17 protein-coding genes and 2 pseudogenes are annotated in these 23,659 nt (G+C 49.2%); 17 read left to right on the top strand and 2 right to left on the bottom strand.

What is annotated here, in order from left to right; all coding sequences use genetic code 11:
• The first annotated feature begins 143 nt into the window (after positions 1-143).
• Positions 144-2,580, top strand: a pseudogene (locus tag KHX94_RS21790) (class I adenylate cyclase).
• A gap of 15 nt (positions 2,581-2,595) precedes the next feature.
• Here KHX94_RS21790 and cyaY read toward each other — a convergent pair.
• Positions 2,596-2,925: an iron donor protein CyaY gene (gene cyaY, locus KHX94_RS06995; protein WP_213682887.1), complete on the bottom strand. Its 330-nt coding sequence runs from the start codon at positions 2,923-2,925 to the stop codon at positions 2,596-2,598.
• A gap of 68 nt (positions 2,926-2,993) precedes the next feature.
• On the opposite strand from cyaY, the gene lptM reads away from it, so the two are divergent.
• The 7 genes from lptM (at position 2,994) to KHX94_RS06960 (ending at position 8,294) form a co-directional block, all read left to right on the top strand.
• A complete protein-coding gene (gene lptM / locus KHX94_RS21785; protein ID WP_425314046.1) occupies positions 2,994-3,146 on the top strand; it encodes an LPS translocon maturation chaperone LptM in 153 nt (50 codons plus the stop codon).
• Positions 3,147-3,152: 6 nt separating this feature from the next.
• Positions 3,153-4,397: a diaminopimelate decarboxylase gene (lysA, locus tag KHX94_RS06985; RefSeq protein WP_213682885.1), complete on the top strand. Its 1,245-nt coding sequence runs from the start codon at positions 3,153-3,155 to the stop codon at positions 4,395-4,397.
• Positions 4,398-4,444: 47 nt separating this feature from the next.
• Positions 4,445-5,272, top strand: a complete 828-nt coding sequence (gene dapF, locus KHX94_RS06980; protein WP_213682884.1) for a diaminopimelate epimerase — start codon at positions 4,445-4,447, stop codon at positions 5,270-5,272.
• A complete protein-coding gene (locus KHX94_RS06975) occupies positions 5,269-5,925 on the top strand; it encodes a DUF484 family protein (protein ID WP_213682883.1) in 657 nt (218 codons plus the stop codon). Before dapF ends, KHX94_RS06975 begins: the two co-directional genes overlap by 4 nt.
• Positions 5,925-6,824 carry a tyrosine recombinase XerC gene (gene xerC / locus KHX94_RS06970; RefSeq protein ID WP_280529635.1) on the top strand — a complete coding sequence of 300 codons (900 nt, stop codon included), beginning with the start codon at positions 5,925-5,927 and terminating at the stop codon, positions 6,822-6,824. Before KHX94_RS06975 ends, xerC begins: the two co-directional genes overlap by 1 nt.
• Positions 6,821-7,552 (top strand): HAD-IA family hydrolase, encoded by a 732-nt coding sequence (locus KHX94_RS06965; protein ID WP_342345815.1) that lies wholly within the window; start codon positions 6,821-6,823, stop codon positions 7,550-7,552. The genes xerC and KHX94_RS06965 overlap by 4 nt, the downstream gene beginning before the upstream one ends.
• A 175-nt stretch (positions 7,553-7,727) precedes the next feature.
• Complete coding sequence (locus KHX94_RS06960; protein WP_280529634.1) at positions 7,728-8,294, top strand: HupE/UreJ family protein; 567 nt, start codon at positions 7,728-7,730, stop codon at positions 8,292-8,294.
• 20 nt (positions 8,295-8,314) lie between these two features.
• Here the strand turns inward: KHX94_RS06960 and ric are convergent.
• A pseudogene (ric, locus tag KHX94_RS06955) lies at positions 8,315-9,014 on the bottom strand (iron-sulfur cluster repair di-iron protein).
• Positions 9,015-9,601: 587 nt separating this feature from the next.
• On the opposite strand from ric, the gene nhaC reads away from it, so the two are divergent.
• The 9 genes from nhaC to lacZ (KHX94_RS06910) all read left to right on the top strand — a co-directional run bounded on the left by nhaC (position 9,602) and on the right by lacZ (KHX94_RS06910) (position 23,546).
• Positions 9,602-11,053, top strand: coding sequence for a Na+/H+ antiporter NhaC (gene nhaC / locus KHX94_RS06950; RefSeq protein WP_213682881.1), 1,452 nt, complete (start codon positions 9,602-9,604; stop codon positions 11,051-11,053).
• Between the two features lie 278 nt (positions 11,054-11,331).
• Positions 11,332-11,550: a GntR family transcriptional regulator gene (locus KHX94_RS06945; protein ID WP_213682880.1), complete on the top strand. Its 219-nt coding sequence runs from the start codon at positions 11,332-11,334 to the stop codon at positions 11,548-11,550.
• Complete coding sequence (locus KHX94_RS06940) at positions 11,538-11,972, top strand: GntR family transcriptional regulator (RefSeq protein WP_213682879.1); 435 nt, start codon at positions 11,538-11,540, stop codon at positions 11,970-11,972. The genes KHX94_RS06945 and KHX94_RS06940 overlap by 13 nt, the downstream gene beginning before the upstream one ends.
• A 239-nt stretch (positions 11,973-12,211) precedes the next feature.
• A complete protein-coding gene (locus KHX94_RS06935) occupies positions 12,212-13,462 on the top strand; it encodes an NAD(P)/FAD-dependent oxidoreductase (protein WP_213682878.1) in 1,251 nt (416 codons plus the stop codon).
• Between the two features lie 120 nt (positions 13,463-13,582).
• On the top strand, positions 13,583-14,488 hold the full coding sequence (locus KHX94_RS06930; protein WP_213682877.1) for a dihydrodipicolinate synthase family protein: 906 nt from the start codon (positions 13,583-13,585) through the stop codon (positions 14,486-14,488).
• 17 nt (positions 14,489-14,505) lie between these two features.
• Positions 14,506-15,504, top strand: a complete 999-nt coding sequence (locus tag KHX94_RS06925; RefSeq protein WP_213682876.1) for a 4-hydroxyproline epimerase — start codon at positions 14,506-14,508, stop codon at positions 15,502-15,504.
• Between the two features lie 26 nt (positions 15,505-15,530).
• Positions 15,531-16,967 (top strand): aldehyde dehydrogenase family protein, encoded by a 1,437-nt coding sequence (locus KHX94_RS06920; protein WP_213682875.1) that lies wholly within the window; start codon positions 15,531-15,533, stop codon positions 16,965-16,967.
• Between the two features lie 89 nt (positions 16,968-17,056).
• Positions 17,057-20,176: a beta-galactosidase, LacZ type gene (gene lacZ / locus KHX94_RS06915; protein ID WP_213682874.1), complete on the top strand. Its 3,120-nt coding sequence runs from the start codon at positions 17,057-17,059 to the stop codon at positions 20,174-20,176.
• A 238-nt stretch (positions 20,177-20,414) separates the two neighbouring features.
• Positions 20,415-23,546: a beta-galactosidase, LacZ type gene (lacZ, locus tag KHX94_RS06910; protein WP_213682873.1), complete on the top strand. Its 3,132-nt coding sequence runs from the start codon at positions 20,415-20,417 to the stop codon at positions 23,544-23,546.
• The last annotated feature ends 113 nt before the right edge of the window (positions 23,547-23,659 follow it).

The following is a 23,659-nucleotide window of genomic DNA, read 5'->3' as shown; positions in this document are numbered from 1 at the left end:
CAAAAAAATAATGGCACGCGTCATTGCTCAATCTTTGAAATTAAGCGGGTTATTTATCGACAAAATTTGTGATCTCTGTCTCATTTGTTGCGCATTGTGTGAAAAGTGCTAGCATATTTCACCATTACGCCTAGGGATAAATAATGGTCCGGATGATCAATACCACCCAGCAAAAAGCTGAGATCGCCGAGCGTCTTAATCAGGTACGGTTGGCGCGGGCGCACGCGCTATTTACTCCGCTGCAAAAGCACTTATTTACGCTGATCCCCTATCTCGTGCATCACCATCATCAGTCCTTGCCAGGATATAACGGTGAGGCAACGCCGTGCGGTGTCACTAATTTTGAACTGACTGCTGGCCAGATTCAGGCATTGGATGTGTTTAAGTTGGAACCCGTAAGAGTTGAGGCTCAGGAGGAGCCAGCACTGGAAGGGGTTTATGCCATGGGCAGTACCGCCAGCTTCGGTCAACATCCTAAAAGTGATGTGGACGTGTGGCTGGTGTATAACTGTGAACTGGCGTCGAAAGCGGTTGAACGCCTGCAACAGAAGAGCCGCATGCTGACAAACTGGTTTGCCGGTTTTGACTTTGAAGTGAACTTCTATTTGGTTCATCCCACCCAATTTAGCCGCGATTACCAAGAACGTATCCAGAATGAATGGGAAGTGTTGGGACACGAGCACTGTGGTACGGCACAACACTGGTTGTTACTGGAAGAGTTTTACCGTAGTCATATTCGCTTAGCGGGTAAGATAGTTGCTTGGTGGCCTGGGGCTCAGGCCGCAGCGGAATATCTGTTTTTCGGCGATGTGCATCGGTTACCGGCGAATGAATATTTCGGTGCTTCCTTATGGCAACTGTATAAGGGCTTGGAAAAACCGCATAAAGCACTGCTGAAAGTCTTGTTGCTGGAAGCCTATGCTGAGGGGTATCCGGCAAGTCGGTTGATCACCGATGCTATCTGGGATAAAGCGCTGGCGGGTGATTTCGCCATTGATAATGACCCTTATCTGTTGCTCTACCAGTTTATTGAGCAATATCTTGAGCGCGTTGGCGATAGTCGACGGTTGGAGATTGCTAGGCGCTGTCTGTATCTGAAATGTGGTATCCGGCTCAGCGATCAGCAGCAACCTCAAGACTGGCGTTATCAGCAACTGCGTAAAATGGTGTTGGATTGGGAGTGGCCTTATAGCCTGGTCGCCACCCTGGATAATTGTCACAACTGGCATAGCGGTGAACTGCAATGGTTCAATGCGCAACTGAACGAGCTAATGCTGGTGAGTTATCAGACATTGCTGCGGTTTGCTTCTTCCAATAGCTTGAGTGAACACTTCAAGATTGAAGACCTTGGGCTGCTGACCCGCAAATTACACACCTATTTCAGTGATAATGAACAGCAGATCTTGCGGCTCAATCCCTTGTGGAGCCAGAGCTTAGCGGAGAAACATCTGACAGTCGTGCGTAGCACTCAGGTGCAAAAAAGAGCTATCTATATCGTTTACCGCCGGAACCTCGGCAGTTTCTGGGTGAAGTTGCCATCTATAAAGCCGCCAATACCGCGTCACTTATTGCATGGGCATGTTTGAATGGCGTGTGTGACTCACATACTCGCTGGCATGAGTATGGGCGCAGTAACGCCCGTGGTCGACGGTTACGCAGGTTGGCCCGGCGTTTATTACCGCATATTGCCAATCGGCATTGGCGGGTTTCTAAAATGGATCTATGCCAACCTTGGCATTACCGTAAGTTGCTCTTGCTGCTGAACCTCGACTACGACCCAACGGCAGAGTGGTCAGGGCAGGGCATTATGCTGGATCTGCTTGGCAGTAATCTGTTATCTGTGGGGCAGCAGCAGTTATGTCTATTAGGCAGTATTCACCTTATTAGCCTGAATTCTTGGGGCGAATGGCACTGTCACAATTTCCAAGGTGAGCAGGCGTTATTACAGCTGATAAGCTATATTGCACCCGCACTAAAACGTGGAAACAATAAAGTAGAGCTTGATGTGGTCAGTGCTTCCAAAAAGTGCAGCCCCAGTTGGAACACTGTGTGTGCCGTTTGCTGAAGCAGACTTATCGCTTGATCCGGGATGCTCAGGCAACCCGTACCTTGGTGCAACCATTGCAGTTACGCAATAAGCGTTATGGGCTGTTTTTTGATACTAAAGGCATGAGTTACCGCGATCTTTCGGATGTGAAATCACTGTACGAACAGATGGCCCGCGGCGCTTTGCAGCAACCACCCGATAAGATGATTAACGGCAAAACCAGTTTACACGCGCCACAGGTGATCCGTGATTTTGCCGTGAAAGGTATGCTGCAGTATTTTTTGCAGCAAAGTGATGAGGCGGTGGATGTCTATGTGCTGGATGAACGTAACCAGCTGAGTCATTATGTGCAGGCGAACGCCAATGTCAGTGAACTGGTGGCACAGTTAACTCGCCATTATGCTTTTGGTGATACGCAAAACATGCGCGATCGGTTTAATTTCCCACAGTTTTTCATGTTGGTGCTTGAAGAACACAAAATGACTGCCGTTCCTTTCGGGGTCGCATCTGGGAGCGGGCAGTCAGAGTTCTGACCACCCTGCACACCATTAAAATTGCAGTTGCAGACCACCTTGTTTGGCAATTGCTTGCTGCACGAATGGCAAAAACTCTCCACCATTGCGGCCATCCAGCCACTTGCCGTCAACATAACCAAAATGGTAACCGCCAAAACGGGTAGCCACCCAGAGCTCATGCAAGGGCTCCTGCTTGTTGATGACTATCTTTGAACCATCGGAAAATTCCAGTTGCAGCACATTACCACTGTTATCCACATCCACATCCGCATCGTCATTATCAATGGCATGCTCTACCGCCGTTTCAATTAAATCGAACATGTTGTCGGCAAGCTGATGATATTCACTATCTGTCATGGCCATGCAATTTCTGTCCTTTGCTTTCATTAAGATGAATGCGATTATAAGACCATTGTAAACCGCCTGCACAGATGTTGATTGAAATGAGACTGCTTATCGCGTTAACCATTGTTGGCCTGTTATTGACGGGCTGCGGCCAGAAAGGCCCGCTATACAAGAGCCCGGCACAAGAAACCAACCAGACTCAGCCGGTTCAGCCTACAACCCCGCAACAGTCAAAGTGAGGAATCATGGATTACTTTAATTTTCGCGAAAAACATCTGTTTGCTGAAGATTGTAGTGTGGCGGAGTTGGCTAAGCAGTATGGCACGCCATTGTATATCTACTCTCGTGCCACGCTGGAACGGCATTGGCACGCCTTTGATTCTGCGGTGGCTGAATACCCGCACCTGATTTGCTACGCCGTCAAGGCCAACGCAAATTTGGCGGTTCTTAACTTACTGGCACGCATGGGCAGTGGCTTTGATATTGTTTCTGGTGGTGAACTTGCGCGGGTAGTTGCCGCCGGTGGGGATCCTGCCAAAGTAGTGTTCTCCGGTGTTGGTAAGACTGCCGCTGAAATGAAAATGGCGTTGGAACTGGGGATCTATTGTTTCAATGTCGAATCATTGGCCGAACTGGAACAATTGAACGATGTGGCCGCCGGACTCAATACCGTAGCACCTGTGTCGCTACGGATTAATCCCGATGTTGACGCGGGCACCCATCCTTACATCTCTACCGGATTGAAAGAAAACAAGTTTGGCATCGCCATGAATGACGCTGAAGCGGCATTTACACGGGCGATGGAACTGCCTTATCTGCAAGTCAAAGGCGTAGACTGCCACATCGGCTCACAGTTAACAGAACTGCGACCATTTCTGGATGCCATGGACAGGGTGCTGGCGCTGATCGATCGTTTGAGTGATAAAGGCATTGAAATTCATCACCTCGATGTCGGTGGTGGTTTAGGTGTGACCTATGACGAAGAAACGCCCCCAATGCCGAATGTCTATGCCAGTGCGTTGATGGCAAAACTCCAGGGGCGCGATTTACAACTGATTTTTGAACCGGGCCGAGCGATTGCGGCCAATGCCGGCATTTTTGTGACACAAGTGCTGTATCTCAAGGAAAACGCAGGGAAAAACTTTGCCATCGTCGATGGCGCTATGAACGATTTGATCCGCCCTGCGCTATATGGTGCCTGGCAAAAAATTATTCCGGTGCGACAGTATCGCAGCGCTCCCAAGGTCTATGACATTGTGGGGCCAGTGTGTGAAACCGGAGATTTTTTAGGTAAGTCACGGGAACTGTCCATCCGTAAGGGTGACTTGTTGGCGGTGCGTTCCAGCGGCGCGTATGGTTTTGTGATGTCTTCCAACTATAACACCCGGCCGCGTGCAGCCGAGGTGATGGTTGATGCCGAGCGCCATTATGTGGTGCGTGAACGTGAAAATCTGCAGCAACTCTGGCAAGGTGAACACCTGCTGCCGTAAACTACCCCCAGTGACCTTTTTGCGCCAGTGGCGACAAAGGAGCAAGATTGATTCAGTTCACCAAAATGCACGGTTTGGGTAATGACTTTATGGTCGTTGATGGCGTCACTCAGAACGTGTTCTTTTCGCCGGAGCAGATCCGCCGCTTGGCCGATCGTAACTTTGGTGTGGGGTTTGACCAGCTATTGTTGGTTGAGCCGCCTTATGATCCCGACCTAGATTTTCATTACCGTATTTTTAACGCTGATGGCACTGAAGTGGAACAATGTGGCAATGGTGCCCGCTGTTTCGCCCGTTTTGTGCGCAATAAGGGACTGACTGTAAAACAGAAGATCCGAGTCAGTACCTCGGCTGGCAAGATGACGCTGAGATTGGAACGGGATGGCACTGTTACCGTGAATATGGGCGTACCCATTACCGACCCGGGTAAGATCCCGTTTAAGGCCAAAAAAGCAGAAAAAACCTATTTGTTGCAGACAGATGCCCAGACCTTCTTGTGCGGCGCTATCTCCATGGGGAATCCCCATTGTGTGATTGAAGTGGCGGATGTGGCGACAACCGATGTGGCGCAAATTGGTGCGATGCTGACCAACCATGAACGCTTCCCCAAAGGCGTCAATGTTGGTTTCATGCAGATAGTTAACGAAGGCCATATCAAATTGCGCGTTTATGAGCGCGGCGCCGCTGAAACGCTGGCCTGCGGTAGTGGCGCTTGTGCCGCGGCAGCCGTTGGGCAATTACAAGGTAAATTAGCTAAGATAGTGCGGGTTGACCTTCCCGGTGGCAGTCTCACCATTAACTGGGAGGGCGAAGGCAAACCATTATGGATGACGGGCCCGGCGGAACACGTGTACGACGGACAAATACAATTATGACCGAAACAGTGGCAACCGAAACCGAAGTAAAAGCGCGTATGGATGCGCCATTTGACGAACAGATTATTCGTGAATATCTGCTCGATAATCCCGATTTTTTCAGCCGGTATCCCGAGCTGCTGCTGGCGATGGTATTGCCACACGGCGAACGGGGAACCGTGTCTCTGGTAGAAAAACGCCAGGAACTGTTGCGCAGTCGTGTCAATCAGCTTGAAGAAGAGATCACCACGCTGATGTCGATGGCAACTCGTAATGAACGGATTTATCGGTTCAATACCCAGTTGTGTCGTAAGCTGCTGGATTGTGAAGATATTGGCGAATTACGCCAGGTGCTGACGGCCGAATTAAAAGGCGAATTCCAATTTAGTCATGTGCGGTTGATTACCGTGCACGATATCGATTCTGAATTATCAACCATCTGGCATAAACGGTTGAAACAAGGCTATTATTTTGGTCGACTTACCCGTCAGGAATCCCACCGGTTATTTGGCACTGAAGTTGGCTCAGTGTCACTAGCGCGTTTATCCGAAGACAACGGGCAAGTGATATTTGCCATTGCCAGCGAAGACGTGACCCATTTTCACCCTGAGATGGACAGTATGTTGCTGGAACAGGTGCGACAGTTACTGGATCATCTGCTGCCTAAGCTGTAATGATGACAGCGCTTGCCGAGTCCCATTGGATAGCGCAATTTGAGCGATTCCTGCGCACAGAACGTCAGTTATCTCCTTATACTGTGCGCAATTATGTGAATGAGTTACTGCGGGTTGCGGCCTCGTTGCCAGAGGCTAGTTGCTGGGAACAGGTCACCTATCAGCAATTGCAAGCGGTGCTGGCAAAACTGCATCGGCAAGGCTTGAGTCCCCGCAGTTTGGCGTTGAGTCTTTCTGCCCAAAAACAGTTTTTTACCTTTTTACTGCGCGAAGGTGTGATCCACAGTAATCCCGCTAAACAGCTGTCAGCCCCCAAACAAGCAAAACCGCTACCTAAGAATATGGACACTGACAGTGTCAGCCACTTGCTGGATATTGAGGTCACCGATCCGCTCTCTGCCCGCGATAAGGCAATCATGGAGCTGTTTTATTCCAGTGGGTTGCGACTGGCGGAATTGGCGGGGCTGGATGTTGATGATGTGGACTTAGTACAGGCACAGGTACGGGTACTCGGGAAAGGCAGTAAAGAGCGGTTGTTACCCGTGGGCTCTATTGCGGTGGCGGCGATTAAGGTGTGGCTCGGTTATCGGCAACTGCTGCCTTGTGCTGACCGGGCGCTGTTTGTTACCAGTAAAGGGCAAAGGTTAGCCCACCGCAGTATCCAGGCGCGGTTAGCTTATTGGGGGCAACAGCAGGTAATCGCTGGACGCGTGCATCCGCATAAACTGCGGCACTCATTTGCTACCCATATGCTGGAGGCAAGTGGCGATCTGCGAGCGGTGCAGGAGCTGCTGGGGCATGCCAATCTGGCAACGACCCAGATCTATACCAGTCTGGATTTTCAACATTTGGCCAAGGTGTATGACAATGCTCATCCCCACGCCAAAAAGAGCAAGTGAGTCGTGGCATGATCCAGAGTTTCCTCCGTCTCGCGCCATTTCGAGCGCTCAGTTTCGATCTGGACGATACCCTTTATAACAATAAACCGATAATTGCAGCGGCCGAGACCGACTTGTTGCAATGGTTGGCGCAGCGCTTCCCGGCAACCACGCAATATTGCCAAGATGATTGGCGACAGCTGAAAATTAGCATTTTGGCGGCGCAACCCTTGTTGGTGCACGATACCTCGGCAACCCGTAGGGCAGTGTTACATCGTGGACTGAAGACGCTCGGTTATAACGATGTCATCGCCACAAACGGCGCTGATGCGGGGCTGGATTATTTTTACCAGCGGCGCAGTAATTTTCGGGTGTCTACCGCAGTGCTGACACTGTTAACACAATTGTCGCAACGCTGGCCGTTGGTTGGTATTACCAATGGTAACGTGAATGAACAAGCCATTGGCCTCGGTGATGTGCTGTCTTTTGTGCTGCATCCTGGCAATGGTGTACGGATGAAGCCATTTGCTGATATGTTCATCAATGCTGCCGAACGGTTGGCATTGTCGCCAGCTCAGTTAGTGCATATTGGTGATCATCCGCTAACCGATGTTGCGGGTGCTCGCCGTGCCGGCTGTCAGGCCATTTGGTTAAATCCGGGGTTTGACCAAACAGTAGCAAAACCCGCCGGCCCACTATTGCCGCAGTTACAATTGTCTGAATTAGCACAATTAAAACAGTTGCTTTAACCCAGATAAATCGTGTCTTCAGAAACAATTACTGACGTTTAATTTTTCTCAGATTGTCACGCTTTTGTTATTATCATTTATGTAACATATGCTTTATTGCTGTGTTACATATGTCGTGATGTGATTATTGCTGAGGTCAAGATTGTCTCTCTTATCGTACCGTTTGGCCCCGCTTGTGCTGCTGAGTATCAGTCTTCCGGTAGCAGCTCAGGTGGGAGTAGTTAACAACGGTTTTATCTACGGTCTATTGCATCCTTTTGAGGCGATGGACCATATCCTTGTGGCACTCAGTGTGGGAATGCTCTGCACCATGCTGGAGCGCGGCATTGTCTGTCTTATCCCGGTCGCTTTTCTGTTTTTCATGAGCCTCGGCAGTATCGCTGGCATACTGCATGTGCCAATCCCTGTTGGAGATCCGTTTTTGGCACTCGGTGTTGTAGCTCTTGGCGGTATTATTGCGCTAAACCGCAGTATGCCGGTGTCGTTTGCCATGGCATTTGTGGGCATTTTTGCCGTGTTTCATGGTTACGAACATGGCGCATCAATGCCCGCAGGAACCGCACCACTGGCCTATTTGTCAGGCTTGCTGGCCGGCACTGTGCTGTTGCAGTTACTGGGGATCATCGGCGGTAAAATGTTGATCCATCTGGATGATAACAGCCGACTGTTGCGCATCACCGGCGGCGCGATTGCCATTGCCGGTGTTTATTCTGTGCTGGCTGTGTTATGGCAGACGCCATAGGCGCTCATGTCATTGTGGCATCATGCCAGGTGCAATGTCTTGGGAAATAACAGGTTGTTTTCCAAATGGATATGGGCAAACAAGTCCTGCTCAAATGCTGCTAATGTCGCGTAACAGACTTTCCAGGTGGTGCCAGGCGTAAGCCGGTGGCTGGTAATTCTGTGTCAGTTGCCGCAGTTGCTGTAAAATCTGCCCAGCTTCCTCGTGTTCATATTCCATTGCATGTATCGGGTTGTCGATAGTGCCGAAGCAACTGTTGCTGTGGTCACCTTGGCTTAATGCTCGAATGGCGGGAAATAACACCTGTTCCTCTTTTTGCAGGTGCGGCAACAGATCGGTAATCAGGGCGCGGATCCAGCCAGCTATAGGTTTGATTTCTTCATATTTATCCCCATGAGCCCGCACCATTTTTTCAGCATATTCCAGCAAAAGCGGTGCTGTTTGTCGCACATACTGGTGATGTGTTTGTTCTATGTGATCGATTAAATCGGGCAGTGACAACTGCGCCAGTTGGTTCTGTGTTTCACCACTGCGTTTTAATTGCTGTAGTGCCTCAATCACGGCCGTCGCTTCTGCATTGGCGCGTTGACAAGCTGCTAACAGTGTTCTTCCTCCCCCACAACAAAAATCAATGCCAAAGTGACTGAAGACATGGGCATTACGAAAATCTTCTGCAACCAAATCACCAACGCGACGATTAAGCTCAACTGTATTAGACATAACTAACTCCTGCTTGAAATATAAATTGCATTATAAATACATCTTTTATGTTTTCATTATAAAGTTGACTAATTTGCTAGGTTAAGCACATTTATTCATTCTAACCAGATAGCAAAGTGAGGTTTATTTTTAATGTAACATGATGAAAAATATTATAATTTTATGCTGTGTATGGAACATGTGTTGATGATGCGTGTTGTGCCGACAGCTGTGCCGTCGTGAGGAACCGTGCATGGTTGGCACAGTAAAATGTGACTGTTTATTCAGCTTGTACTTATCTTTAAAATGGTATACGTTATTTTTTATTCTATATTGTTGAGCATCATCAGCTCATCAATATTGGTGATATCTCCGTGCAGCTCTCGTTAGTTTTGAGTAAATAGTCGGCAGACTTACCGATTGGGGAATCGGTTGTTGGGGTACTCAGATGAGCGTGTGGGGAGCATCGGTTATGTGCATTGACCGTCTAGCCAAGCAAGCGCCAAAAGCGCTTGCGTTACACAAACTATTTATAACAACAGTCCAGTAAGACTGGGCATTTTTATTCCCTTGCCGAATGGCAAAGTAAAAGCCTTAGGACAACCAACATGACTCCGCAGCATCCTTCCCGTTTACCCACTGTTCCACAAATATTATTACTGGCGCTGATGATCATCGGTGTCATTTTTATGTTCGTTCATGTCCTTGGTCTGGCAATCCAGCTAGCGCTACTGGTGAGCTGGTTTCTGGTGATGGGGCTGGGAAAGTTCCTCAAGCTTGATTATCACAGCATGCAACAGGGGTTGACGCACGGTATCAGTCAAGGGATGGACGCCATTCTGGTACTGGTTGCTGTGGGCGCGCTGATCGGTAGCTGGATGGCGGGTGGCGTGGTGCCCAATATTATTTATCTCGGTTTATCAGTGATGAGTCCGCATATATTTTTGCTGGCAGCATTTTTTGTCTGCATGGTGACCTCACTGGCAACGGGCACTTCCTTTGGTACCGCTGGCACTGCGGGCATCGCCATGATGGGTATCGGTGCAGGCTTTGATCTGCCGGCCCCCTTGGTGGCTGGCGCGGTGATTTCTGGTGCTTATGTCGGTGATAAACTGTCACCGCTATCGGACACTACAGTGATGACCGCTTCACTGTGCAAGGTCAACATTATCGACCATATCAAGTCCATGCTGTATGTCAGCATTCCGGCGATCACGATTGCCGGGCTGATGTTTCTGTTAGTGGGGCTGAGTTACGGTCAACATGGAAATGTTGGCCGGGCGCAGGAAGTAATGCACGCCCTGTCGCAGCACTATGTGATTGCCTGGTACATGCTGCTGCCTGCCGCAGCGGTCATTGCGCTGCTGGTCCTGCGTTTGCCTTCTGTTCCGGTGATCTGTTTTGGGGCCTTACTCGGTGTGGTCTGGGCTTGTGTGTTTGAACAGATGTCACCAGTGGCGGCATTTTCGACCCTGTATCAGGGCAATCACGTACAATCTGATTTGAATTTTTTGAACATTTTGCTTAATCGCGGTGGTATTGCTTCCATGTTGGAAGTGATCTTATTGGTGATGTTGGCCCTTGGTTTGGGCGGACTAATGGAAGTTACCGGCGTATTGACGACTATCTCTAACGGTTTGCAGCGCTGGGCTCACTCATTAGGCCGTTTGGGGTTATCCACCCTATTTGCGGGTTTCTTAGGGAATTTTCTCGGTGGGGCGGCTTATGTATCGTTGATTACCGCCAGCACTATTACCGCCAAAAATTATGATGAGTTGGGGGTTGATAGACGCGTCTTGTCACGCAATACCGAGGCCGGCGGCACCATCACCACGCCGATGACCCCTTGGACTGACGGTGGCGTGTTTATGGCTACAACCTTGGGGGTATCAACTGCCGCTTATTTGCCGTTTCTCTGGTATCACATGTTAGTGCTGCTGATTTCAGCCTTGTACTGTTACACCGGTTGGTGTTGTTTTCAGGGTTCGGGTTCACAAGCAAAAGCGGTGGAGTCGTCGCAGAAAAACTCGACATCATCTATCGTCTTAGATGCTGATTAACCACAATACCCTTATTAGTAGCGATGCCTGCCAACGATGTTGTCAGGCATTTTTTGGCATATTGATGCTAAAAAGGGGGGCCTAAGCCCCGTGATAGGTCGGATCGGTATACAGATGCGCGGGAATATACAAATGGTCACGATGAAAGTAGGCATTCTGCAACATAAATAGTATAATGTTTGCCTATATCAGTCTTTTCCCACCACTTACACCGGTCACCTTTGTTCAGCAGGATAGCTTGTTCAGTTGAATGGAATTCCGGGCTTTGGAGCCAATTTATGTCGATTGTGGTCAAGACCCTGTCAGAACAGGCATACGAAATTATCAGGGATCGTATCCTGGCCAATGACATGCTTCCTTCAAAACCGCTCAGGCAGGATGCCTTATCCAAAGGATTAGGCGTCAGCAAGATCCCCCTGCGTGAAGCATTGACTCGTTTGGAACACGATGGGTTACTCATCTCTCACCCGAACCGCGGTTTTTGGTGCGGCCACTAACGGTTGCTGAAGCGGAAGATGTGTTCCGTCTGCGTATTCTGATTGAACCCGATGCTGCAGCGGAAGCCTGTAAAGACGCAGATGATGAACACCGAGCATTGGTGGAAGCCACTTTCCGCAAGTTTGACGGCATGGGCGGCGGCACCGCGACCGGAGTCTCGGTGAACCGCGATTTCCATCTGGCGCTTACCGCTTCACCACAGCGCGGTGTTACCCAGGATATTCTGGAAAAATTGCATCTGTTGTCGGAACGCTATGTGCGCAAACATCTGGAACCACCCCATCGGGAAGTGAGCGCGCTCAGTGAACATCAACATATTTTTGATGCTTGGATGGCACGGGATGCCAAAATGGTGAAAAAACTGATTAAAGAACATACTAAAGGCGTGTTGGACGATCTGAGACAACAGCTGCAAGCATAGTTTTCATGGAGCCCGGGCAATATCCCGGGCTTTTTGTTTATGTCATCTCTACTGCCTTTCAATCCATCCTCGTTTGTGCGTAAAACATACTGATACAAAGTTTTATTTGCCTGATATCCCAGCCCCAGTCATTAGTTGTTACTGACAACAACAAAAAATTAACAGTGGATGATTGTTAGTTTTGTATTTGTTATATAGTATACGAATTATTCCTAAAATATCTGATGTTGGTTGTTGCTATGAGTGCTGATGGAACAGTTGCGGTAATCGGTGGTGGTATTGTCGGACGTTGTTGCGCATTGATGTTACAACAGCAGGGAATTGCTACCTGCATCTTAGAGCGGGAAGATGTTTTGACTGCGCCATCATGGAATAACGCCGGCCATATCGCAGTAGAACAGGTCACACCATTGGCATCGTTAGCGGCTATGGCGACGGCTCCGCAACGACTGTTTATGGTGGGCGGTGCGCTGGATTTTGCATTGACAGCGCCCGGCGTAATGAGCTGGGTTTGGCGTTATCTGCAAGCCTCTATGCCAGGTCGTTTCCGCCATGGGAAACAAGCGCTCAAAACTCTTGTCAATGGTGCTGAAACCGCCTGGCAACAGTTGTTACAGCAGTTGGATGCGGCAGATCTTTACCGAGATCAAGGGCACTGGTTGCTATGGGAGTCAGACAGTGCTGTCCGCAAAGGTATGGCTAACTGGCAGCATACGGATACTGGCAGCGTTTCTTTGGCTGAGTTGCCTAAAACGCTGTTGGCAACATTGCCAGCACTTAACGTGCCCCTCTGTGGGGGGATTAGTTTTACTGGCTCCGGCCAAATCTATGATATGCCCGCCTTGGCTTCTTTGCTGAAAGCGCAATTTTTAGCGGCGGGTGGCGAATGGCTAAATGCCGATGTGGCGTCACTGCAATTGCAAAATGGCCGTGCCGAAGTGGTGTTGGCAAATGGCGAACAGTGCCAGTTTGACCAAGTGTTAGTGTGTGCCGGGGCCGCGTCTGGCAAGTTGCTGACCACCATTCACCCTCATGTGCCATTGATTGCCGAACGTGGCTATCACCTTGAAGTGAAGTGTGATGACAGCACCTGGCCCGCAAATCTGCCACCGCTGGTATTTGAAGATCGCTCGATGATAGTGACCCGTTTTGCCAATACCTTACGGGCGTGCAGCTTTGTCGAATTTAACGCCTTGGATGCCAAAGCCGATCCCCGTAAATGGCAGCAACTACAGCGCCATTGTGATGAGCTAGGACTACCATTTTCTGATGATGTGAGTCAGTGGATGGGCGCGCGGCCAACGTTGCCGGATTATCTGCCGGCGATTGGCAAAAGTGACCGGGCTGACAATCTGTATTATGCCTTTGGCCATCAACACCTGGGGCTGACCCTTGCAGCCAAGACGGCAATGCTGGTGGCGGAGATGGTGAAAAATCAGCGTCCTACTGCGGCATTACAAGCATTTTCTCTTGCTAGATTTCAAAGATAAGTTTTAAAAATTAATGTGTTATGACTATAACTTAAGAGCAAATAAGTTAATGCTTGCCGTTATTTAGTATACGATATAACATATACGTAAAGTTGATGTCAGAAACAGGATTACAGACAGATGAGTACAAGTACGATGAAATGGTCCGGGGTATTTCCAGCGGCTACCACCCAGTTTGATGAACAGTTAGCGGTGGACTTGGCTGCCACTCAGCAAGGTTTTGCCAAATTGCTGGAAGATGGTGTTGACGGTTTAGTGGTGATTGGTACCTGTGGTGAAAATAACTCACTGGAACCAGAAGAGAAGCGGCAGATTATTGCAGCGGCGGCCGAGGTAAAAGGCAGTCATCCTATCATCGCCGGGGTAAGTGAACTGACCACCGAACGTGCCATCAAGTATGCCCAGGATGCTGAAGCACTTGGTGCTGATGCGCTGATGCTACTTCCCGCTATGGTATATGTGCCCACAGAAGATGAGCTGATTGCCCACTTTAAAGCGGTAGCGGCAGCCACCTCATTACCCATCATGCTGTATAACAATCCCACGGCTTATCGCGTTAACGTCAGCTTAGAATCACTGGCAAAGCTGGTGGACGTAAAAAATATTGTCGCTATCAAAGAAAGCTCAGCCGACACGCGCCGTTACACCGATCTGTATAACGCTTACGGCGACCGGTTCCATATCCTGGCCGGGCTGGATGATGTCGCTCTGGAAGGCTTGACCTTGGGCGCTTGTGCTTGGATCTCTGGCCTGACCTCTGCTTTCCCACAAGAATCGGTGGAACTGGTGCGCGCATTTAAAGCCGGTGATATGGCGCGAGCGCTGGAAATCTATCGCTGGTTTATGCCATTGCTGCATTTGGACGCCGGGCACGATCTGGTGCAGTCCATCAAGTTAGCGGAACAGATTATGGGCCGAGGTACTGAACGGGTGCGTATGCCGCGCTTGCCGTTGAGTGGTGCCCGTCGTGACGAAGTGACAGCGATGGTTGAAAAAGCCGCTGCCACCAGACTTACTCAGGCTTAACGGTACGAGAGGCCGCCATGAGACATACATTTTTCTGCATTGATGGGCACACCGCGGGCAACCCGGTGCGGTTAGTGGTTGGGGGTCATCCGCAGCTTGCTGGCAACAGTCTAAGTGATATGCGGGTGTGTTTTATGGAGCAGTTTGACTGGATCCGCAAAGGATTGATGTTTGAACCGCGCGGGCATGACATGATGTCTGGCGGCTTTATCTATCCGCCCAAAGATCCGCGAGCAGATTTTGGCGTGGTATTTATTGAAACCAGCGGTTGCCTGCCTATGTGCGGCCATGGCTCCATTGGCATTATCACCTTTGGGCTGGAACATGGTCTGATCCAGCCAAAAACACCGGGTAAACTGGTGATGGAAGCGCCAGCGGGGCTGATAGAAGTCAGCTACCAGCAACAAGGGCAGAAGGTTGAATGGGTCAAGTTGACCAACGTGCCTTCCTATTTGGCGGCAGAAGATATTCATATCGATATTCCCGGTTGCGGGCCGTTAACCGTCGATGTGTCCTATGGCGGTAACTATTACGCGATTGTGGAACCTCAGGCCGGTTACGCCGGATTGGACAGCCTCAGTGCCGCCGACGTTCTGCGTTTGAGTCCATTGGTACGTGCCGCCGTACGCGAACAGTTCCAGCCGGTACATCCGCTAAACCCCGCCATTAAAGGCGTGAGTCATGTGCTGTGGGCCGACAAACCAGCATCAGCCGACGCTCATGGGCGTAATGCGGTGTTTTATGGCGATAAAGCTATCGATCGCAGCCCTTGTGGTACCGGCACCTCCGCGCGTATGGCGCATCTGGTGGCGAAAGGTCGACTCGCGGTAGGCGACACCTTTGTTCATGAAAGTTATATCAAAAGCCGTTTTATCGGCAGGGTCGAAGCCGCCACTGAGCTGGCGGGCCATCCTGCTATCATTCCGTCCATTCAGGGCACAGCTTACACCACAGGTTTCAATCAGATCTGGATTGATGATGACGAACCTTTTGCGGAGGGTTTTCAGGTTGTTTGACAACCGGTGACAGGAGAAAACACTAGATGCAGATTATTCATCTGAGCCATCACATAGGTGGCACCGACGTCAGCGGCGCGGCCGTATTACAGCAGCAGAATCCTGCCAAGGCTGACGATTTACAAATTACGATTCCGGCGGCAGATGCCCATGTTGTCGAGCAAGCCGTGACTGCGGCCAAAGCGGCATTTGCAGTATTTCGCGATCAAGGCATTGAAAAGCGTGCAGATGCCTTAGCAAAAGTGCAGCAGTTGATTATGCAGCATAGCGATGAGTTATCACAGCTGATCGCCCGTGAAACCGGCAAGACCTTTGCCGACTCCAAAGGCGAAGTGGGCCGCGCTGCCCGTATTTTCGGCTTTTTTGCCGGTGAAGCCCTGCGTATTGTCGGCGAGCGACTGGAATCCACCCGCAACGGTGCCATGGTGGAAGTGGAATATGCGCCTGTCGGTGTTATCGGGCAGATCACTCCATGGAATTTCCCCATTGCCATCCCCGCCTGGAAGATTGCCCCAGCTTTGGCGTTTGGTAATACCGTGGTGTGGAAACCCTCTGAAATCTCTTCGGCCACTGCGGCGCGCTTGATGGCACTCATTCACGAAGCTGGCGTGCTGCCAGGTGCCGTTAACATGGTACTTGGCGGTGGCGAAACCGGCGCGGCTATCTGCGCTAATGCAGGCATCGATGCGCTGAGTTTCACTGGCTCTCAAGCTACCGGCAAGAAAGTGCGGTTGGCTGCCATGGAACGTGCGATCCCGGTACAAACCGAAATGGGTGGCGTTAATGCGCTGTTAGTACTGGCCGATGCCGATGTGGATGCTGCTGTAGAAAATGCCTTGAATGGCGCGTTTTTCGCGGCGGGTGAACGTTGTACGGCCACTTCCCGTATTGTGGTAGAACAGGCGATTGCCGATGAATTTGTCAGCAAGCTGGCGGCGCGGATCACGCAACTTAAACTCGGTGATCCGTTGGATGCCGCGACCCAAATCGGCCCCTTGGCATCCCCTAATCAAAAAGCACTGATCAGCGGCCAGACTGCCAAGATGGAACAACATCCTGGCGCGCAACTTGTCTGCGGTGGCACTGCTGCCGAGCTGCCAGCATGTTTCTTTGCACCAACCCTGTTTGATCATGCCAAAGCCAATGATCCGATCGCGTTGGAAGAGATCTTCGGCCCAGTTGCTGCGGTATTTCGAGTCAAGGATTATGCAGAAGGGCTAGCAATGGTGAATAACAGCCGCTTTGGCTTGTCGGCGGGTTTATGCACTAACTCGTTGAAATATGCCGAGCATTTCAAACGTTACGCTAAGTCAGGCATGATAATGATCAACTTGCCTACCGCGGGGATTGATTACCATGTGCCATTTGGTGGCGTGGGTGCCTCCAGTTATGGTGCCCGTGAGCAGGGCCGTGCGGCGAAGGCTTTTTATACGGTGGCTAAAACCACTTATCTGAAAGCTTAGGTGTTATCCAAGGCTGCACAGTTACTCTGTCCTGTGTAGCCTTTTTTATCTGGGAGGAAGTGCTTATGTTGCGACAGGCAAGGGAAAAAATGGCAAACATAAGCTGGTTGGCACTGGCGCTGTGGTTATTGGTTGCCTGCCAGCAAAACCCCGCCAGCAGCCATCACGACTGGGAAGATCCGGCAGTCTTTGATATTAATAAATTGCCAGATCGTGCTTATTTTATCTCTTATCCCTCAGCGCCACTGGCGTTGGCACAACAGCCGCAAACATCTAGCCAATATTACTCCCTCAATGGTCAATGGCATTTCCATTTTGCTAAACGGCCAGCTGAGCGCCCAGAAGCTTTTTATAAAAACGATTTTGATGTTTCAAGCTGGCCGTTAATCACTGTGCCGTCTAACTGGCAGATGCAGGGCTATGACTATCCGATCTACACCTCTGCTGGCTATCCGTTCCCGATGAATAAGCCGTACATAGATCCCTCATACAATCCGGTGGGCTCTTATCGGCGGGATTTTACGGTGCCAACAGACTGGTTACAGCAGCGTTTGGTGTTGCATTTTGGCGCGGTCAAATCGGCTTTTTATGTGTGGATCAATGGTAAAAAGCTAGGCTACAGCCAGGACAGCAAACTGCCGGCAGAATTTGATATCACTGACTATGTTAAGCCTGGCAACAATAGTTTGGCGGTAGAAGTTTATCGCTGGAGCGATGGCAGTTATCTGGAAGACCAGGATTTCTGGCGCATGAGCGGCATTCAGCGGGATGTGTTTATCCAAGTATCACCCAAAGCGCAGTTGTGGGATTTCAGCGCCAAAGCCGTACTGCAAAATGCTTATCAAGATGGTCAATTAACCTTGGCGTTGCAGTTGCAGAACAGCAGCAAGCAAGCCGCGCAGCTCAGCGTTGATACTGCTGTGTATGACGGTGATAAGCCCTTGTGGCAGCAGCAAAACTCGCTTGAGGTGGCCGCCGGTAAAACCGTGCCGCTAACGTTGCAACATCGTTTTCCAAAGATCCAGCCGTGGTCGGCGGAAGTGCCGAAACTCTATCGGTTACTGCTCACAGTGAAACAACCGGGCGCGGAAGATCAGGTGATCTATCAGCCTATCGGTTTTCGTAGTGTCGAGTTGCAACATGGGCAACTGCTGGTAAACGGCCAGCCGATTATCATTAAAGGCGTTAATCGGCATGAGCATGATCCTGTGACGGGTCAGACCATCTCTCAGGCCAGCATGCTCAACGATATCCGTTTGATGAAACTGAATAATATCAATACGGTACGGACGTCACATTACCCCAATGATCCCTACTGGTATCAACTGTGCGATCAATACGGCTTATACGTGATTGATGAAGCCAATGTGGAATCTCACGGTTATGGCTTTGATGAACACGGTATAGGTAACGATCCGCAGTTCAAAGCCGCCATTTGGGATCGGATGCACGGCATGATCGAGCGCGATAAAAACCATCCGTCGATTATTTCTTGGTCGTTGGGCAATGAAACTGGCCCGGGGCCGAATCTGTCTGCTTCTTACCAGTTGGCCAAAGCCATGGATGACAGCCGGGTGGTGCAATTTGAAAGCCGTACTACCTGGTTCAAAGAGAAGATGACTGATGTGATTGGCTGGATGTATGCCAATCGTGAGGAAATTACTGACAAGTACCTGGGGAAATATCCAGAGCAGCCATTTATCTGGGTGGAGTATGCCCATGCAATGGGTAACAGTAGCGGCAATCTCAAGGAGTTATGGGATTTTGTGTATGCCCATCCGCAAGTGCAGGGCGGCAGTATCTGGGATTGGGTCGATCAGGGGTTACTGAAACATACTACGGATGGTCGCAGTTACTTCGCCTATGGCGGCGATTTTGAGCCGCAAGGTATGGCTAACGATGGTAACTTTTGTGCTAATGGCTTGCTGGCGGCAGATCGCTCGCCGCATCCAGCCTTGCACGAAGTGAAAAAGATCTACCAGCCGTTGGCAGTCACTCGCCTAAGTAACAGTCAATACCGCATAACTAACCGTAATTTCTTCAAAAATCTGAGCGATCTTAACGGAGCGTGGCAGTTGCTAGCAGATGGCAAACTGCTTGCGCAAGGCGAACTCCCGCGACTAACCACGGCGCCGCAACAGACATCCGATATTACGATTGCCGCATTGCAGCATTTCCCGTTTGCCACCGATAAAGAATACGCACTCAACTTCCGTTTTGTTAGCCGTGAAGCGGAGGATTTGCCTGCCGGGCACGAGGTTGCCAGTGAGCAGTTCCTGCTACAACCGCTGGCAGCTAAAGTGTTTAAACTGGCAGCGGCTAAAGATCTACAGGTTGCAGAGGATAACGATAACGTCACTGTTGGTGCCGGACGCAGTCAGCTACGGTTTGATAAGCACAGCGCTCGTTTAGTGAGTTATCGCGTCGCTGGGGTGGAATTGGTAAAACAAGGTTTGTTCCCCAATTTCTGGCGAGCACTGACCGATAACGATTATGGCAACAAATTCGCTAAGGAGACGGCGGAATTCTACAAACAGGCTGACACTGCGGCGCAGGTAACTGGGGTACAACTGCGTCAGCAAGCAGGGTTTGCACAGGTACAGTTCACCTTACATTTCCCAACACTGCACAGCGATGGCAGCATTGTTTACCGCATCGGCCGAGATGGTGCGGTAGCGGTGGATTATCAAGCCAATCTGGCAAAAGACTTACCGGAAATGCCACGATTCGGGCTGAAAATGCAGCTACCGGAGGGTTTTGATAGCGTTGCCTGGTATGGCCGTGGCCCGTGGGAAAACTATCAAGATCGGAAAGAGAGCGCTTATCTTGGGCTCTACCATGCGGATGTCAGCGAACTCTACACACCCTATATTCGACCACAGGAAAATGGTAATCGCAGTGATACCCGTTGGTTAGAGATCCGTAATCAGCAGGGCATTGGACTGCGCATCAGCGGCGCGCCGCAGTTTGATTTTACCGCGCACCACAACACCATTGCTGATTTTGATTACCCGAAAGATGGCCCGAACCGTCACACCACTGATATTGTGCCTAGAGCTATGACAGAACTGTGTCTGGATCTACGGCAGCGTGGTGTTGGGGGCGATACCAGCTGGGGCGCATTGCCTTATGACGCCTACCGTCTATTACCGGCTAAGCAGCAAACGTATCGGTTGCAGTTACTGCTGCAACCACTGACAGTCCAATAGTCCCCGGGGATATTGCCAGTTGACTAATTGCCAATATCCCCCAAATCCCCATATTGTTACTTTATCACTGAGCATTGGATTGTGATTCAGCGGTTGCTATTTGTGGTTCGCTTCGATAGTTTATCTGGGTTATTGCTGTAGATGTAGGCAAATTGGCTTATTAATTATAAGGTTATAAGAAAGAAGCGGGTCAATTTGTCGCTCTTTGGAATGTGTGCTTTTATTATGGGGAAAGTGAATGTTAGGACGTATCAAAAATCAGCTACAGGGGAAAGTATGGCTGCTACTTGTCTCGATATTTTGTAGTCAAGCTTTGGCCGTAACGCAAAATGATTGGGAAAACCCAAGTGTTTTCGATATTAATAAATTGCCAGATCGCGCTTACTTTATCTCTTATCCTTCCATTAAATTAGCACAAGCTGCGCAACCGCAGCAGTCCAGCCAATATTACTCACTCAATGGTGAATGGCATTTCAACTTTTCTACACAGCCAGAAAAAAGACCTAAAGACTTTTACAAAGCAGATTATGATGTTTCATCATGGAAGTTAATTAAAGTACCCTCAACATGGCAATTACAAGGGTATGATTATCCTATCTATTCGAATATCAATTATCCATTTCCTAAGAATAAACCCTTTATAGACCACAAATATAATCCCGTAGGTTCATATAAACGTGATTTTATGGTTGCCGATGATTGGCGCGGCAAACGGATTATTTTACATTTTGGAGCCGTATCTTCCGCATTTTATGTCTGGGTAAATGGTCAGAAACTAGGTTATAGCCAAGATGGTAAATTGCCCGCAGAGTTTGATATTACTGATTATATCAAATCTGGAAAAAATCAATTAGCAGTAGAAGTCTATCGCTGGAGTGATGGCAGTTATTTAGAAGACCAAGATTTTTGGCGTATGAGTGGTATAGAACGCAATGTCTTTTTACAGATTGTACCTAAAGTACAATTGTGGGATTTCCGTGTTCAAACCTCTTTAAAAAACCATTATCAAGATGGCAAATTAAATTTATCAGTAAAAATTGCTAACAACGAAAAAGCGGCAAAGAAAGTCAAGGTAGTCGCCACTGTTTATGATGGGCAAAAGCAATTGTGGACGCAACAGCAAGAAACAGTAGCTACCGATGCCACATCATTACTCACCTTCACACATGACTTTACTGATATACAGGCGTGGTCTGCTGAAATACCCAAACGTTATGAGCTGTTGTTAACGTTACAACAGTCAGGACAAGAAGATCAGGTTGTGCGCCAATTCTTTGGTTTCCGAGAAGTAAAAATTGCCCATGGGCAGCTGTTAGTGAATGGACAGCCTATTATTATTAAAGGCGTTAATCGTCATGAACACGATCCAGTCACTGGGCATACTATTAGCCACGAAAGTATGCTTACTGATATTACACTAATGAAGCAGTTTAATATCAACACAGTTCGTTCTTCTCATTATCCAAATGATCCTTACTGGTATGAATTGTGTGATAAGTATGGCCTCTACGTAATAGATGAGGCTAATATTGAAGCTCATGCCTATCAATTTGCTGAAGATGGTCTAGGTAATGATCCAAGTTTTAAGGCTGCAATCCTTGACCGCGTCCATGGCATGATAGAAAGGGATAAAAATCATCCATCCATTATTTCTTGGTCTCTGGGAAATGAAATTAGTCCAGGAGTGAATATTGCTGCGGCCTATAACATGGCAAAGTCCATGGATGATAATCGGATTGTACAATTTGAAACCAGAGAAACCTGGTTCAAAGAAAGAATGACAGATGTGATTGGCTGGATGTATGCCGATCGCAAAGAGCTGGAAGACAAGTATTTAAATAAATATCCAGAACAGCCATTTATCTGGATAGAATATGCTCATGCCATGGGAAATAGTACCGGCAACTTAAAAGAACTATGGGATTTTGTTGATAAACATCCGCAGGTTCAAGGCGGCAGTATTTGGGATTGGGTTGATCAAGGCTTACAGAAAAAAGATGCTAATAATAATATCTATTATGGCTATGGTGGCGATTTTGAGCCGAAAGGCGTGGCGAATGATGGTAATTTCAATGCCAATGGTTTAGTCGGTTCAGATCGTAAACCTCATCCCGCCTTGTATGAAGTGAAGAAAATATATCAGAACATTGCCGTTCAGCGTTTAGGCGATGATAAATATCTGATTAAAAACAATAACTTTTTTAAAGATCTTCAAGACGTTCGCGGGCATTGGGCACTGTTGGAAAATGGCCAGATTGTGGCTCAGGCCGATATAGCAAAACTAGCAACGCCACCGCAGCACTCTGAAGAACTCACTATTGATGCTTTGCGTCATTACCCGTTTATCTCTGGGCGCGAATATGCGGTCAACTTCCGTTTCTTCACCAATCAAGCTGAAGGGCTCATTCCCCAACAGCATGAAGTTGCCAATGCTCAAATCATCCTGCATAGCGGCTCGCAAACAGTAAATGTGCCGGCCTCTAACGATATTAAACTCCAGCAAGTTGGTGATAGTGTCAACATCAGTGCCGGAGATGCGGCTATGGTTTTTGATAGCAAATCTGGACGACTCGTGAGTTATCAAGTGTCAGGCAAAGAGTTGATTAAGTCACCGTTGGTGCCCAATTTCTGGCGGGCTTTCACTGATAACGACTACGGTAACGGCTTTGATAAGGTCATCCCTTATTATAAAGAGGCGGGTGACAAGGCAGAAGTGATCTCTGCCAATGTGGAAAAAACCGCGAATGGCACCGCTATGCTTAAGTTTGCGTTGCGCTTCCCCACGTTAAACAGCAACGGCAGCTTAAGTTACACTATCGGCAAGGATGGCGCGGTAGCGGTGGATTATCAGGCTCATCTGGCAAAGGACTTACCGGAAATGCCAAGGTTTGGCCTGAAACTGCAACTGCCAGAAGGTTTTGATCATGTTAAATGGTACGGTCGCGGCCCTTGGGCGAATTATCAGGATCGGAAAGAGAGTGCCTATCTCGGGATTTATGATGCGGATGTCAGCGAACTGTACACCCCGTATATTCGACCACAGGAAAACGGTAATCGCAGTGATGTCCGCTGGTTGGAAATCCGTGATCAACAAGGGCTAGGGCTGCGTATTAGTGGCGCGCCACAGTTTGATTTTACTGCGCACCACAACACCATTGCTGATTTTGATTATCCGAAAGATGGCCCCAATCGCCATACGACAGACATTGTGCCTCGGCCGCTGACTGAGCTGTGTCTCGATCTGCGGCAGCGCGGTGTGGGTGGCGATAACAGTTGGGGCGCTGCACCCTATAAGGCTTATCAGATGTTGCCTGCTGAACAGCAAGATTACCGTTTGCAGTTAACACTTACGCCGTTGCATGCGCGCTAAGTCTGCAATGGCTAGATGACGCTGTGGTTTGCAAACGTGCGACACTCAGCGTCTGACGTCAGCTAGCGTTGTATCCGTCGCGGTTATCTGTTGCTATGTTGCGTGATAGCCGC

Origin of the sequence: Shewanella dokdonensis (assembly GCF_018394335.1) — a bacterium.
Classification (GTDB): domain Bacteria; phylum Pseudomonadota; class Gammaproteobacteria; order Enterobacterales; family Shewanellaceae; genus Shewanella; species Shewanella dokdonensis.
This window is presented reverse-complemented; position numbering and strand designations above follow the sequence as displayed.